This window comes from Pedobacter kyonggii (assembly GCF_004310665.1).
GTDB lineage: Bacteria > Bacteroidota > Bacteroidia > Sphingobacteriales > Sphingobacteriaceae > Pedobacter > Pedobacter kyonggii.
Genome location: NZ_SIXF01000016.1, coordinates 24,475 through 40,272, shown reverse-complemented (window position 1 = coordinate 40,272; position 15,798 = coordinate 24,475). Strand labels below are relative to the sequence as shown.

At 38.5% G+C, this 15,798-nt stretch carries 10 protein-coding genes; 7 read left to right on the top strand and 3 right to left on the bottom strand.

Annotated elements, in window-relative coordinates:
• Positions 1–282, top strand: coding sequence for a hypothetical protein (locus EYS08_RS15960; RefSeq protein WP_131030964.1), 282 nt, complete (start codon positions 1–3; stop codon positions 280–282).
• A gap of 146 nt (positions 283–428) precedes the next feature.
• Here the strand turns inward: EYS08_RS15960 and EYS08_RS15955 are convergent, their stop codons facing one another.
• The 3 genes from EYS08_RS15955 to EYS08_RS15945 all read right to left on the bottom strand — a co-directional run bounded on the left by EYS08_RS15955 (position 429) and on the right by EYS08_RS15945 (position 4,658).
• Positions 429–1,847: a glycoside hydrolase family 28 protein gene (locus EYS08_RS15955; protein ID WP_131030963.1), complete on the bottom strand. Its 1,419-nt coding sequence runs from the start codon at positions 1,845–1,847 to the stop codon at positions 429–431.
• 50 nt (positions 1,848–1,897) lie between these two features.
• On the bottom strand, positions 1,898–3,526 hold the full coding sequence (locus EYS08_RS15950) for a sodium/sugar symporter (RefSeq protein ID WP_131030962.1): 1,629 nt from the start codon (positions 3,524–3,526) through the stop codon (positions 1,898–1,900).
• A gap of 124 nt (positions 3,527–3,650) precedes the next feature.
• Positions 3,651–4,658 (bottom strand): LacI family DNA-binding transcriptional regulator, encoded by a 1,008-nt coding sequence (locus EYS08_RS15945; RefSeq protein ID WP_131030961.1) that lies wholly within the window; start codon positions 4,656–4,658, stop codon positions 3,651–3,653.
• 502 nt (positions 4,659–5,160) lie between these two features.
• Between EYS08_RS15945 and EYS08_RS15940 the strand changes: the two genes are divergently transcribed.
• The 6 genes from EYS08_RS15940 (at position 5,161) to EYS08_RS15915 (ending at position 15,616) form a co-directional block, all read left to right on the top strand.
• Positions 5,161–6,048 carry an inositol oxygenase family protein gene (locus EYS08_RS15940; protein ID WP_057934786.1) on the top strand — a complete coding sequence of 296 codons (888 nt, stop codon included), beginning with the start codon at positions 5,161–5,163 and terminating at the stop codon, positions 6,046–6,048.
• Positions 6,049–6,112: 64 nt separating this feature from the next.
• Positions 6,113–9,157, top strand: a complete 3,045-nt coding sequence (locus EYS08_RS15935) for a SusC/RagA family TonB-linked outer membrane protein (protein ID WP_131030960.1) — start codon at positions 6,113–6,115, stop codon at positions 9,155–9,157.
• An 11-nt stretch (positions 9,158–9,168) separates the two neighbouring features.
• Positions 9,169–10,767 (top strand): RagB/SusD family nutrient uptake outer membrane protein, encoded by a 1,599-nt coding sequence (locus EYS08_RS15930; protein WP_131030959.1) that lies wholly within the window; start codon positions 9,169–9,171, stop codon positions 10,765–10,767.
• 118 nt (positions 10,768–10,885) lie between these two features.
• Positions 10,886–11,866 (top strand): purple acid phosphatase family protein, encoded by a 981-nt coding sequence (locus tag EYS08_RS15925; protein ID WP_131030958.1) that lies wholly within the window; start codon positions 10,886–10,888, stop codon positions 11,864–11,866.
• Between the two features lie 71 nt (positions 11,867–11,937).
• The gene (locus tag EYS08_RS15920; protein ID WP_131030957.1) at positions 11,938–13,164 is read left to right on the top strand and encodes an acyltransferase family protein; all 1,227 of its coding nucleotides are present in this window, start codon (positions 11,938–11,940) and stop codon (positions 13,162–13,164) included.
• Between the two features lie 97 nt (positions 13,165–13,261).
• Entirely contained in the window at positions 13,262–15,616 is a 2,355-nt protein-coding gene (locus EYS08_RS15915) for a GH92 family glycosyl hydrolase (protein WP_244215971.1), read from the top strand.
• Positions 15,617–15,798: the final 182 nt, after the last annotated feature.

The following is a 15,798-nucleotide window of genomic DNA, read 5'->3' as shown; positions in this document are numbered from 1 at the left end:
ATGGAAGAAAACGATTTTGTTTCTATCTGGCTGGAAGAAACCGGAAATCCTGCAATTGAGAAACTAGCACAGCTAAATCTTCAAATTGTCAATAAAACTTCAAAAGTACTTGCAGAAAAGGCTGTAACAGAAAACGATCTTGCTTCCATACTGGATATTAATCCTGATGAAATTAAAAGATGGTTAACTGGCAGACATGTCTTCAGCATCAAAACCATTAACGAAATTGTTATTGCTATGGCCGAAATTACTCAAAGAGAGCACCAGCCTGAATTCCAATAATATTCAATTATACTTTATAGTTGTGTTTAAGCGCTAATTCAAATCAATACGATCTTCTTTCAGGGTGATAAAACAAGCTATTAATTGGAGTTTGATGTATTTATTTGCGAAAATATTTAAATAGGGTGTACTTGTTCAACCCTTAATTATTTGTCTACAGTAGTTTCGTTAAAGTTCACCGTTTTGAGCTTACTTACATTCTTTTGTTCAATGGCTTTTCCGGTATAAGCAGGTTTATTTACCCCCCATACCACATTGCTGTTAAGTACACTGATGTATCCCGTATTTTCAAAATAAAACCCTGCAATTGCACTTTTAACAAGTCCTTCTACATTGCTCGGCCTACGGTCGTATACCCCCCCTTCTTCCTTTGTTGTTTTATCAAGATAAACACTAACCTGATCAAAGTAGATCTCTGAAATTTTATCGGGACTTTCGCCGCTGATGTACACACCACTTTCTCCCGTACATCGGATATTAGTGAAATAAATATTCTTAACCGCTCCAACCTTTCCTTTGGTTTGTCCCTTTGGTAAACGCCAACCTGCATCTTTATTGTTGCTGGTTGCTCTTGGGTAAGCAGTAATATAAATCGGCTCTGCCTTGCCCCACCATACATCCGAAAAAAGTTTGGATTCGATAAACAGGTTAGAGAAAATTACGTTGTTTACTGTACCCTCATCACGGTTTTGAATACCAATGCCGCGGTTGCTTTTCCTGATATTACAATTATTGATGAGCACATTACTGATCCTGTCCATATTTTCAGAACCTATTTTAATGGCGCATGAGCTAGAGGTCATGGTGCAGTTACTAATCACAATATTTTCGCAGGCACCATATTCTTCAAACTCCCGCCTGTTTTTTAAGCAGATACAATCATCACCCGATTCGATAAAACAATTGGTAATCCTCACATTTTTACTATGATCAAGATCAATGCCATCGCTGTTACGGATTTTAATACTGTTCAATAGTGTAATATTCGATATCGATACATCATTACACCCCACTAAATGAACCGTCCAGTAGGCTGAATTCTGAAAAGTTACCCCATCTATGTTCAGTTTATTACAGCCAATTAAAGTAAGCAGATGGGGCCTGGGGTCTACCACATTAAAGGGTTTTAATACATACGAGTCGCTAAGCTCCTCCCCCATAAACGAAATCCCATTCCCATCAATCACACCTGTTCCGGTAATGCTTACCTGTTCTAGTTTTTCCCCGCCTATCCAAATGGTTCCCTCGCCCTTGTTTTCACGAAAGGCACTTTGTGTATACAGTTTTTCATCCGGACTAGCCAAGAGTTTAGCACCACCTTCCACTCTTAAATCGATGAACGATTTTAAGTTAAAAGGACCAGTTAAAAACACGTAACCAGCTGGTACAATTACCTGCCCGCCGCCTGCTGCTGCACAGGCATCTATGGCTTTCTGAATAGCAGCTGCATCATTGGTTTTACCATCGCCAACTGCACCGTAGTTTTTAATATTGTATAATTTATTTTGGGCCAGCGCGCCGAAAGAAATCAGCATTGCAAAAAAGAGTAATATTTTGATCTTCATTTTCAATTCGTTAGGAATAAATACATAAGGCAATTTTAGACAAAGCCCGTTTACCAAAAAACGGTGTAAAGTGCTGCAAGAATACCACATATTATAACCGAGGCAATGGTAAATGCCGGAGTAACCTTAAACATGCTACGGTCTATTTCAAGACCCTGTGGATTATCCTTACTTTTCGGATCGGTTAATGTCACCACAATCATTAAACCTATTATAATCATAAACACCCACGACATTCTGTTTAAGAAAGGAATCGGTGCGATAGCTCCACCGGTAACTGTAGGCAAGAATTTAAATAAAGTAGATAAGGGAATGGTTAATAAAGCAGCGGTAAGCGCTGCACGCGAAGTGGTTTTTTTCCAGAAAAAGCCCAGCAAAAAGATAGCAAAAACACCCGGTGAAATAAAACCGACATATTCTTGAATAAACTGATAAACCTGATCGAAACTACGCAATGCAGGCGCAATAACGATAGCAATTAGAGATGCAATAACCACAGACCACCGCCCAACTGAAACCAAACGTGTTTCTGAAGCTTCGGGTTTGATAAACTTTTTGTAAATATCAAGCGTAAAAATGGTGGCTATACTGTTACATTTACCGGCCAGAGAGGCCACAATGGCAGCAGTAAGTGCGGCAAAAGCAAGGCCTTTAATTCCTGCCGGCAATAAATTCATGAGCACCGGATAAGCATGATCGGGTTTTACTGTCCCAGCGGCATCAAGCATTTCTGAGTGAAAATAACCGCGTTGATAAAGCACATAAGCCGCAATACCTGGAATAACAACAATTACCGGGATTAGTAATTTTAAAAATGCAGCAAATATTAGTCCGTTACGCCCAGTTTTTAAATCGGCTCCTAATGCCCTTTGAACGATATATTGGTTACAGCCCCAGTAATTTAAATTATTGATCCACAAACCACCTACCAGTACCGCAATACCCGGCAGTTCGTTGTAGAATTTATCTCCTTTCGAAAATATCATGTGAAAATGATCAGATGCTTCGCTGCGTAATAATGGAAGTGAGGCTAAAACACTTGGTGCATCTAATTTTTCGGCTACGAGTTTAAGTGCCATATAACAGGTAATTAGTCCACCTGCAACTAAAACAAAAACCTGTATTACATCGGTATAACCAATTACCTTCATCCCCCCCAGCGTAATGATAGCAGAAAAAATGGCCAGAAAAATGATGCATATATTAAAAGGAACGCCTGTAATGGTTTCAATAGCAACAGCGCCAAGAAAGAAAATAGAAGTTAAGTTTACAAATACATAAACGAGTAACCAAAAAACAGCCATTAGTGTACTCACTGTATTATTATAGCGGTTAGACAGGAACTGTGGCATGGTGTAAATTTTGTTTTTGATATAAATGGGTAGAAAGAATATGGCTACAATAATTAGCGTGGCGGCTGCCATCCATTCGTAACTTGCAATGGCAAGCCCCATAGCAAAACCCGAACCCGACATGCCAATAAAATGCTCGGCAGAAATATTAGAAGCAATGATAGATGCGCCAATTGCCCACCAGGTAAGTGAGCCTTCTGCCAGAAAATAATCTTTGGTATCGGTACGTTTTTTTTTCTTGCTCCGATAAACCCAATAACCATATGCCGAAACAATAATAAAATACATCAAAAAAACAGCATAATCGAATGCAGACAGGTGGTTCATATGGATTTTTTATATTTGGGTTTTTTAAAAATCAGAAAAAATCCCAATGTTGGGGGCTAAATTCGATTATTTAATTACGTAAACGTTTTCGCCTAGCTTGTAGCAATAACATAGATTACCCCTGTTAGCAGCCTGTTGATTCGCGCTTAGTGAGCACCGATTTCAATATAATATTCTGTTCATCATCCAGTTGTTTATTATTGAGAATTTTGAACAGGCTTTTCGCCGCTTCACGCCCTATTTCGAAGGCTGGCTGTGAGATTGTGGTAAGTGAGGGGCTCAACAGTTTTGCGGTACTCAGGTTCGAAAAGCTAAGTATTTTCACATCATTCGGAATCTTTAGGTTCATTTCTCTGCAGGCGCAATAAGCAGGAATAATAAATTCTTCAATGGAAGAAAAAAGTGCATCGGGCTTATACTTCCTAAGCAGCTCCTTTATATGTTGCAGATTAAGTTCTTCGTCATCCTGATATTTAACAACAGGCTGCTCATCGGCAGCTATTCCATGCGTTTTCAGTGCATCAAGATAGCCTGCAAACCTGGCTTTACCTGCAGGAAGATTTTCCAAGCCATATAAATACGCGATTTTGGTACAACCGCATTCAATTAAATGCTCAGTCGCCTGGAAAGCAATTTCGTAATCATCGGTAGTTACTTTAACTGCATCGAGATTTTCATAAACGCGGTCAAAAAACACCAATGGAATTTTCTTAACCAGTTTAGTATAATATTCACTGTTATACTCACTGCTAGACACAGATGTAAGAATACCATCTACCCGGCCATTTAATAAGCTATTGGTGAAGGCAACTTCCGCTTCTATATTTTCGTGGGTTTGATAGATGAGCACATGATAACCGTATTGCCTTGCAATCTCCTCAATTCCTTTTATGGATAGTGAGAAAAAATTATTAGCTACACAGGGAATAATCACCGCTACAGTTTTAGTTTTATGGCTCCGTAGGTTGCTGGCGGCTGGATTTGGTGTATAATTTAACTCTTTGGCTAAGGTCCACACCCTATTTTTAGTTTTTAAACTAATCTCGTAACTGTCATTGAGGGCCTTAGAAACGGTTGCGATGGATATATTTAATTCCTGAGCCAACCGCTTAATGTTCACTACTTCCGCCATGTCTTAAAAATTTGTTTAGTTAGTTTTTTCAGAAGAAAATGCTCCATTTAACACTTTAATTAGTGATACAATAGGTCAAAAGCTTCTTTTTCACCAGCATCTTCATCAAAAACAATCCAGCTTACCCCAATTTTTAGAGCGGGTTTGCCGAATTTATGTTCATAATATTTTGTTGGTTACAGCAATAAGATACTTCTTATCACTAAGAAAAAGTATCTGCTACAAACGAAAATATGAAATAATCGTAATAACAACGTTTATTTATTTTCTTTTATACATTTCACTAATGAGCATTCAGGCAGAAAAGGACGACCATTAGCACAACTTAAACTGTAACCTATTAAATATAAACAAATTAAAGTTGATTACACAGTATAGAATTAAAATTTACTTAATCGTTTACGTAAATAAAATCGGCGAAATATAAAAGTTTAAGCTTCTAAAAACTCAACTTTAACTTATAAAACCAAAGAAAATCTTTAACCAATCCATTTCTAGCCTTATGAGAAACCAAAGCGAAGCTTCAAAGGATAATCAAAATCCATTGCAAAATCTTGATCAATGGGAAGAGGATATATTAATCCGCTATCCTGATCCAAAAAACATCAATGCTGAAAAAAAAGAAGAGCAGTTCAGAAATTATGATGAAACGGAAAAAGACAGCGTAAAAGAATTTTACAGGCTTAACCATACTTATCAAACCTATGATTTCGTAAAACAGAAAAAAGCAGATTATTTAAAGTTCGACAAACAGGAAATGCCGATCTGGAGTGCATTTGATTTTTTGAACAAGCTAGTAGATGATTCTGATCCCGACACCGATTTAGACCAGATGCAGCATTTGTTGCAAACCTCAGAGGCCATTCGCAACGATGGGCATCCTGATTGGATGGTGTTGGTAGGTTTAATACACGATATGGGTAAAGTACTGTGTCTGTTCGGAGAACCACAATGGGCCGTAGTGGGCGATACTTTTCCGGTAGGTTGTGCCTATTCAGATAAAATTGTTTATCCAGAGTTTTTCAGTCAGAATCCCGATTTTAAAAACGAAACCTATCAGACCAAATTGGGTGTGTATACCCAAAATTGCGGTCTAGACAATGTAGACATGTCGTGGGGCCACGATGAATATGTATACCACATGATGAAGCCCTACATTCCGGAGCCAGGTTTATACATGCTCCGTTACCATTCCTTTTACTCGCAGCACAGGGAAAATGCATACGATCACCTGATGAATGAAAAAGACCATGAAATGTTTAAATGGGTTAACCTGTTTAATCCTTACGACCTCTACTCTAAAAATCCCAATCAGAAAAGCTGGGCAGAGCTTGAGCCCTATTACAAAGCGCTTGTGGCCAAATATCTACCGGCAACTATTAAATTTTAACATTCTATCTCCAAACAATAACTAAACAAAACAACCAATTTATGAACCTAAATCTACAAAAATCATGAGATTTAAATGTACGAGCTTAAAGTATGCCAGCATCTTTTTGCTACTTTTACTGATCAGCCAATCGTTCAACACTGCTTTTGCACAAACGGAACGAAAAATTACCGGAAATTTAATAGACGACGCTAAACTGCCTATTGTAGGTGCTTCAGTTACCGTTAAAGGAACCACTAAAGTTACCTCAACAGGTGCTGGAGGATCCTTTACCATTTCAGCAAAAACAGGTGATAAAATCCTCTTCAGTTTTTTAGGCTATCAAACAAAAGAACTTACGGTAACTAACGCATCCACCTATCAGGTAGTCATCAACGAGGCGAGTTCATCGCTTACTGATGTAGTAGTTGTTGGTTACGGAAAAAGCTCAAGAAAAGCATTAACCAGTTCTATCTCTACTGTTAAAGGTGATGATTTGAATAAAGGTGCCATTAGCGATGTTGGTCAGATGCTGCAAGGTAAAGTACCGGGATTAAACATTACCAGAAGTGGCGATCCAAACCGTAACGCGGCAATCATTATGCGTGGTGCATCTACCCTTCGTGAAGGTGCGCAATCGCCGCTATTTGTAATTGATGGTGTGGTTGGTGCTGACATTTCGATTCTTGCACCAGATGATATTGCCTCGATCGATGTATTAAAAGATGCTGCCGCTGCTTCTATTTATGGTAACAGGGCTGCCAATGGTGTAATTATGGTAACCACAAAAAGAGGTGTAGCAGGTGCAACTCAAATCGCCTACAATGGCTATTTTGGTGTGGAAAACGTTTCCAATCGTTATGATATGATGAATTCAGATCAGTTACGTGCCTTTTTAGCAAAAACCAATTCTGCATTAACGCCTGCAAATGATAAAGGTGCAAATACCAATTGGCAGGATGAGGTACAGCGCAGTGATGCTTTATCATACAACCACAATATATCTTTAAGTGGTGGTACCGAGAAGACGACTTACAATGCTAGTTTAAATTATTTTAAACAAGATGGAATTATTAAAACCAGTGATTTAAATAGATTTATTGGTCGCATCGGAATTGAACAAAAGGCTTTAAATGATAGGCTGAAGATTGGATTGAACATCAGCAACTCGGTAACCAACGCTAATCTGGTTCCTTATCGTAATACTGTACTGGCACAAATGCTTACTTACCTGCCAACAGCGCCTGTTAAAAATCCAGATGGATCCTATTTCGATAACCTAATCCAGACCAGCTATTATAATCCAGTTTCTATGCTTGAAAACGGTACAGAGAACCTGAAGAATAAAAACATCCTGGGCAATTTAACGATTAACTTAAAATTACCATTCGGCTTCTCTTACGATGTTTCAGCATCATATCAGAATAGCCAAAATGTTTATGGTGCATTTTATAATAGCATTTATACTTCCAGGTATAACAATGTTAGAAATACACCAGACCCACCAGCAAATCCAAGTTTTGTAACCCTAGTAGGTAAGGATGGTTTGGCAGTAAGAAATGCCTATCAAAACACCAATAAAATTATTGAAACCTACTTAACCTGGAATAAAAAATTTGGTGATCATGATATCAATGCAGTAGTGGGTTATTCTTATCAACAATCGCTAAATAACGATGGTTTTCAGGCTACTTCAACAAATTTTCCGATTAACCAGGTAAGTTATAATAATTTAAGCTTAGGAAACCCTTATGCGGTACCGGATTTTAGAGTTGATTTTAATCCAGGTGTAACATATCAGGAAATTTTGATGATCTCTGATTTTGCAAGGGTAAATTATAATTATAAAAACAAATACCTCATTCAGGGATCAATCAGAAGAGATGGATCAAATGTGTTTGGAATAAATGAAACATGGGGTTATTACCCATCTGTTGGTGCAGCATGGAACATTGATCAGGAAAACTTCCTTAAAAACGCAGGCGTTCTTAAAACCCTTAAATTAAGAGGAAGTTATGGTATTGCAGGTAACTCGCTTGGCTTTGCCCCGCTAACTACTAAACTGATTTATGGGCAGGTTGGACAGTTTTACTATAACGGTTCGCCAAGAGAAGGTGCCTATGGTGCAATCCAAAATGAAAACCCTGATTTAAGATGGGAGAAAACGGCCACAACCAATATTGGTTTGGATTTTGGATTGTTTAACGGCAGATTAACAGGATCTGTAGACCTTTATGATAAAAAAACAACAGATTTAATATTGCAATTCGGCGTTGATAATAACTTATTCCCTTCAGGTCTTTATACCGCTAATGTTGGTGAGTTAAGTAACAAGGGTATTGAGTTGGTTTTAAACGGCACGCCTGTGGTTACAGATAACTTTAGCTGGACTACAGGATTTAACTTAGCGCACAATAAAAATAAGATTATTACACTATCGAATGATAGCAGATTCAATATTGAGGATCGTCTTACTGTTTCTCCTGACGGTGCCGGGCAAAGTGGTGCAACTCTACAGATCCTAAAACCAGGTGAGCCAATCGGAACATTTTTCACCTTTAAGTATGCAGGTAAAGATGCAAATGGTGTTTCACAATATTATGATGCTGCAGGAAACATTAAAACACAAAACCTGCTCAATAAAACCGATTATTATATTCTTGGAAATGCGCAACCGAAAGCGCTGCTAGGTTGGTCAAACAATTTAAGATATAAAAATTTTGATTTAAGTGTATTTATGAGAGCGGCATTGGGGGTTAAAATTATGAACGTTACACGTGCTGATTTATTCAGGCCGAACACCGCCCAGTTCACCAACATCCCTGTAGAGGTTGAAAATGAATCACCAGCTGATTTCAACTCCTATAAATACTCGAGCAGATTCTTAGAGAATGGTAGCTATTTACGCTTAGATAACGCAACACTTGGATATACCTTTAAAAAAGGAATAATTCCTGGTGTAAATTCTATTCGTTTGTATACTACAGCGAATAACTTGTTTGTAATTACAGGTTATAAAGGAATAGACCCGGAGATCAACCAGGGCGGTACTGCTCCAGGGGTAGATACCAATAACTTTTATCCTAAAACCAGAACATTTTTATTCGGGTTAAACGTATCATTTAACTAAAACTTAAAAAGATGAAAAATCTTATTAAATACATTGCAGGTACAGCTTTATCTCTAAGCCTGTTAACATCTTGCCATAAACTGGATCTGAAAGTGGAAACACAGCTAACTCCTGAAACATTTCCCCAAACAGACCAACACTTTATACAGCTAACCGGTCAGGTATATGTGCAGCTTCGCCAAAACTGGAGTACCGATTATTTCTTTCTACAGTCGTTAAGTACGGATGAAGCCATTATGCCTGCCAGAGGAGGAAACTGGTACGATGGTGGTGTTTATGAAATGCACCACAAACATACGTGGAATAAAGACAACGGACATGTTAATAGTGGTTGGGGATGGCTTTCTGCAACAATCAGTAAAGCAAATCAAACCTTGTTTTTACTGAAAGATGCTTCTGAATCTACGGGAAAAACAGTGGCAGTAGCTGAGGTTAGGGCTACCAGAGCATTAGCATTTTTCATGATGATGGATTTGTGGGGAAACATTCCTGTTGTAACCACTTTCGGACAAACAACACCTCCAGAAACTAAATCGCGTCAGGAAGTTTTTAATTTTATTGAAGCGGAACTTAAAGAAGTATTGCCAAATTTAAGCAGTGCTACAGGAACAGCTACCTATGGCCGCCCAAATAAATATACAGCCTATGCTATTTTGGCCAAAATGTACCTTAATGCAGAAGTTTATATTAATACACCAAAATACAATGAAGCGGTAGCCATGTGTGATGCGATTATGACTGCAACAGGAGCTCCATACAGTTTAGAAAGCGATTACAGAAAAATGTTCTTCATTGATAATGGCCCACAGATAAAAGAATTTATTTTTGCTATCCCTTTCGATCCTGGATTTAGTAATGGTACCATGATCTATTCGAGATATTCGCTGCCAAGATCGTTACAGGCAAAATACAGCTTAAAATTTACACCAAGCGCCCCGATGAGTACATTACCAGAATTTTATGTGAATTTTAACGATCCTAATGATAAAAGAAATGCACAATGGATTAAGGGACCACAATTTTTGAATGATGGCAGACCAGTAACAGTAAGTACCACAAAAAAAGGATACGATCAATTTTATGCAGGTTCTGATGGTTCAGCTGCACTCACTTACCAGGTTGATATTACACCAACCGTAACCCTTAGAGATGCATCAAGACCATTCGATGCAGGAAACGATGAAATAGCCTGGAATATGGGATACAGAAACAATAAATTTTATTGTGATAGCACCTCATCCAGCAGAAATCAAAATAATGATGTACCAATATTCAGGTATTCTGATATCCTGTTGATGAAAGCTGAAGCTATACTGAGAGGTGCAACACCTACGCAAGGGCAAACAGCTTTATCATTAGTGAATCAGTTACGTGCCGTTCGTACTACTTCACCTGCATGGACATCAGTTACTTTAGAGGATTTATACAAAGAACGTTGCAGAGAAATGGCCTGGGAATGCTGGCATCGTAACGACATGATTCGCTTTGGTAAATATGAAGGAACATGGGGTTTTAAAACGGATGCACAAACTTTTCATCGACTAATGCCGATTCCATCATCAGCTATGATTTTAAATCCTAAGCTAAAGCAAAACCCTGGTTACAATTAATCGGTGGTAAACAATACAAAAATTTCTCTGGGGTAAAAGCCAGAGAAATTTCTTTTTTCCCATCCTGTTTAAGGCCGATGGCCCATCAAAATTTCTCAAGCACCTTAAATTTATCTCCATGAGGAAACACTTACTTTTACTGATTTCCCTATTCACCTATTGCTCATTGCAAGCTCAGGTTTTACTAAAAACACAATCTGAAGCCACCCCTCCAACCAAAACTTTAACTAAAGATCCCTCATCGCTTAATTTCATTGCTATGGGCGATTGGGGAAGAAACGGTGCCGACCATCAGAAACAGGTAGCACAACAAATGGGCATTACAGCAGCAGATGTTAAGGCACAGTTTATCATTTCTACGGGCGATAACTTTTACCCTAGTGGCGTAATCAGCGAGCAGGATCCACTTTTTAAATATTCATTTGAAGATATTTATACTGCATTTTCTTTGCAATGGGATTGGTATCCAGTGTTGGGTAACCACGATTATAAATCCAATCCAGATGCACAGGTAGCCTATTCAAAAATCAGCAGAAGATGGAAAATGCCTGCCCGTTACTATGCAAAGAGATTCCCCATTAACGGAGATCTGAATAATCAGGTATTGATTGCTTTTATCGATACCAACCCTTTGATTCCAGAATTTTACAAAAATTCAGAATACGGTCCAAACGTAAAAGGCCAGGATACTACCCAGCAAAAACGATGGCTAACCAAAGTATTAAGTGATGAAGATCCAAGTATCAGATGGAAAATTATTGTGGGTCATCACCCCATGTATACTGGAGGAAGCCGCACAGATGGATATGATACCAAAGCAATCCGCCGTTCTCTTAAACCAATTCTTGATCGTTATGGCGTAGATGTATACCTCACCGGGCACGAGCACAGCTTGCAGTACATTAAACCTGAAGGCAAAACGCATCATTTCATTTCAGGCGCAGCATCAGAAAAAACACCTGTAAAACTCATTAATGATGCCCAGATGGTGGCTTCTGTTTATGGTTTCATGCTTTTTTCCGTCGGCAAAGATTCAATGCGCGTACAAACCATTAACGATGAAGGAGAAATTATTTATAATACCATTATCAAAAAATAAATTCCATTTTTCCCCGAACAGCGCTTATTTTTAGAAAACAAAAATCGCCCATCATTAGCTTAAAAAATATTATGGCCATTACCGAATCTGCACCACAGGATTTGCTTTTACCGAAAAAGAAAAGACTACTTTCTTTAGATGCCTTACGCGGTTTTGACATGTTCTGGATTATTAGTGGAGAAGGCATTTTCCACGGACTGGCCAACGGTGTAATGAAAGAACATCATTTGATCAGAAATCCTAATGATTGGACCATCGCCAGCAATGGCCATTTATCATTTTTTGAAAGGTTTTTGGTTGGCCTCAGCAATCAGCTACACCACTCACCATGGAACGGTTTTACCTTTTACGATCTTATTTTCCCGCTCTTTATCTTTATATCCGGCGTTTCTATGCCTTTTTCATATGAAAAACATTTAAACTCAGGCGATGATAAAAAAAAATCAGCAAAAAGTATTTACTATGCCCTAATTAGAAGAACATTGATTTTAATGCTGCTTGGAATGGTGGTTAACGGCTTATTGCAGTGGCAGGGTTACGAAAGCATACGGTTTGCCAGCGTACTTGGCCGTATTGCCCTATCCGCTTTTTTTGCTGCTTTAATTTACCTCAATTTTTCGTTACGCAAACAGCTTATCTGGCTGCTGGGCATTTTATTGGGCTACTACATCATCATGATAGCCATACCTGTTCCTGGTTTCGGAAATGGCGTTTTAACACCCGAAGGTAATCTGGCAGCTTATGTAGACCGCTTATTGTTGCCTGGCAAACTCCACCGTACAGTTTACGATCCAGAAGGTTTATTGAGCACTATTCCTGCCATTGCAACAGCACTTTTAGGGGTATTTACAGGAACATTCTTAAACAATAGAAACAACCGTTTCAGCCTGGTTCTAAAAGCTTTCTACCTCTTTATAGCAGGCATAATACTGGTTTCGCTTGGATTACTATGGAACCTGGTTTTTCCGGTCAATAAAAATATGTGGACAAGTTCTTTTGTGTTGGTTGCCGGTGGGTTCAGTCTGGTGCTGTTCTCCCTCTTCTACTACATTATTGATGTTAAAACTTATCAAAAATGGAGCTTGCCCTTCATCTGGATTGGCACAAATTCTATTTTAATTTACGTTTGTGCCCATGGGCTTTTCAATTTCGAATCTACTTCACAGTTCCTCTTTGGTGGAGTTATCGCTAAAATACCTCTAGCCTGGCAGGAGGCAGGTTTATGGCTAGGTGTTCTACTCATACAGCTTGGAATATTGAAATTCCTTTATGATAAAAAGTGGTTTTTAAAAATTTAAGGCAGTCCAGTAGGCTCCATACGCTAAGTAATACTAGAAAGATCCTGAAACGAGTTCAGGATGACGAAACGAGCGATATTAAAACACCAAATTACCCTTGAAGACCAATGAAGCAACAAAAGAACTTACTTTAATATCAAATCCTGGCCCCACTATACATATGTTGTTAACTGATTTAAAAAATAGAGCGTCAAAATTCAAAAAAGGAATACAGTTTCTGTTCCTTTCGGCTATAGCAATCACTTATACAAACGTTGTTTATGCACAAAAACAGCCTTTAATTCCCTACGTTCAGCCATTTTCGGGTACTTCGGCCAGCACCACATTGGCCAGCCAACATATAGAAGATAAAACCGAACGCCTGGCCAATACCATTCCGGCTGTAGCACCGCCCTTTAGTATGACGCAATGGACGCCACAGACTCAGCTTACCGAAAAAAAATGTCTGGCACCTTATTATTATAACAACAAAAAGTTTTACGGATTTAGGGCAAGCCATTGGATCAGTGGTTCTTGTACCCAAGATTATGGAAGCTTCACCATTATGCCCATTTCAGGCCAACTTAAAACCAATGCAGCTCAATATGCAGAAAATTATGTCCATAAAAACGAAGTTTCTACCCCCTCCTATTACAAATTAAAATTACCTCAACATCAACTGTTAACAGAAATTACAGCCAGCCTTAGAAGCGGTATAATGCGGATCACTGCACTAAAAACAGATAGCGTTTATATTTTAGTTACCCCAAATAGCGATCAGAACAAAGGTTTTATTCAAGTTGATGCTGAAAAAGGTGAAATTTCCGGATATAATCCTGTTTACCGGATATATCAGGGATGGGGAGAACCTGCAGGCTTTAGTGGTTATTTTTTCATCCGGTTTAAAAAACCCTTTACTTCTGCAGGGGTTTATAGCGAAGGTCATACTTTCAATCAGCAAAACATCAGCAATAAAAAGGATATTGGTGCTTACGCAGGCTTTAAACTTCAAAAAGGAGAACAGTTAGTGATTTATTCTGGCACCTCTTTTACAAGTATCGCAGCTGCCAAGGCCAACCTGGAAAGTGAGATTAAAAATGATGATTTTGATACTGTTTTAACACACACCAATCAGGCTTGGGAAAAATCCCTATCGCAGGTCCGTATTTCAGACACAAATGAAAAAGGCAAAAAAATCTTTTACACGGCCCTCTATCATGCCATGCAACATCCCAGGTTATACAATGATGTAGATGGGAAATATCCACAGTTTGATGGAAAATATCAGAATAAAACATTAAATAAAGGCAATTATTACGACGATTTTTCAATGTGGGATATTTACCGTGCGCAATTACCTTTAGTAGAGCTATTGAATCCCAACTTAGCCAATAGCTTTGTTAATTCGATGATATTAAAAGGTCAGCAAGGTGGCTGGATGCCTATTTTCCCTTGCTGGAACAGTTATACTGCCGCCATGATCGGCGATCATGCTACTGCTTTCATTGCCTCTGCATATAATAAAGGGATCCGCAGTTATGATATTAATGAAGCTTACCGATTGATGAGGCAAAATGCCTTTCAAATGCCCGATTCTGTCGATTATCTGAATGGAAAAGGCCGCCGTGGAATTAACAGCTATTTAAAGTATGGTTATATTCCGTTAGAAGACAGTATCCCAAATGCTTTTCATAAAAAGGAACAGGTAAGTAGAACCTTAGAGTATGCGTACGATGATTATGCACTTGCAAGTATCGCGAAAGATTTAGGCAAAGAAACCGATTACCGGGAGCTTTCAAAACGATCGCTTAATTACCAACATGTTTTTGATCCCAATGTTGGAATGGTTAGAGGACGTTTTGCCGACGGCAACTGGTACAAGCCTTTTTTTCCTGATCACCGCGAACCTTATATTACAGAAGGAACCCCAAGACAATATACTTTTTATGTTCCGCATGATATGCCTGGACTGATCAAGTTGATGGGTGGGCGTAAAAATCTCGAAAACGAACTGGATTCGCTCTTTATTAAAAAGGAATATTGGCATGGAAATGAACCTGGCCACCAGATTCCATTTTTATACAACTACACCTCTTCTCCATGGAAAACCCAGATGCAAGTATCACGTATTTTGGCAGAAGAGTATGACGAAGGTGCTGGTGGTTTAAGTGGCAATGATGATGCCGGGCAAATGTCGGCATGGTATGTATTTGCAGCACTCGGCTTTTATCCGGTAGACCCTGTTTCAGGAAACTATCAACTCACCAGTCCTTTGTTTAAACAGGCTACAATATCTTTTAAAAACGGCAAAAAATTGGTTATAACAGCCATTAAAAAGAACAAAAATTCTATTTATATCTCAAAAATCAGTTTAAATGGAAAGTCTTTTACCAAAAACCAAATTAAACACCACTTGCTGGTTCAGGGCGGAAAATTAATCTTTTATCTGCAAGATCAGCCAGCAATGCTTTAAATGCTTAAAAGCCAATCTAAATGCTATCATTGACGTTATTTTGTAATCATTTAAATATGAAATACTTATGCCGATTTCGTATTTCCGCCCAACTAGGCTGCAACACCATATCCCCATTCTACTTCTATTAGAAACACCTGCTTACCATTATTCTCCTACTCAGTGGCCACATTTAAAAGCTC

Coding starts and splice junctions, on each gene's coding strand:
- EYS08_RS15960 (WP_131030964.1), top strand. CDS start 1: ATGGAAGAAAACGATTTTGTTTCTATCTGGCTGGAAGAAACCGGAAAT.
- EYS08_RS15955 (WP_131030963.1), bottom strand. CDS start 1,847: ATGAAGATCAAAATATTACTCTTTTTTGCAATGCTGATTTCTTTCGGC.
- EYS08_RS15950 (WP_131030962.1), bottom strand. CDS start 3,526: ATGAACCACCTGTCTGCATTCGATTATGCTGTTTTTTTGATGTATTTT.
- EYS08_RS15945 (WP_131030961.1), bottom strand. CDS start 4,658: ATGGCGGAAGTAGTGAACATTAAGCGGTTGGCTCAGGAATTAAATATA.
- EYS08_RS15940 (WP_057934786.1), top strand. CDS start 5,161: ATGAGAAACCAAAGCGAAGCTTCAAAGGATAATCAAAATCCATTGCAA.
- EYS08_RS15935 (WP_131030960.1), top strand. CDS start 6,113: ATGAGATTTAAATGTACGAGCTTAAAGTATGCCAGCATCTTTTTGCTA.
- EYS08_RS15930 (WP_131030959.1), top strand. CDS start 9,169: ATGAAAAATCTTATTAAATACATTGCAGGTACAGCTTTATCTCTAAGC.
- EYS08_RS15925 (WP_131030958.1), top strand. CDS start 10,886: ATGAGGAAACACTTACTTTTACTGATTTCCCTATTCACCTATTGCTCA.
- EYS08_RS15920 (WP_131030957.1), top strand. CDS start 11,938: ATGGCCATTACCGAATCTGCACCACAGGATTTGCTTTTACCGAAAAAG.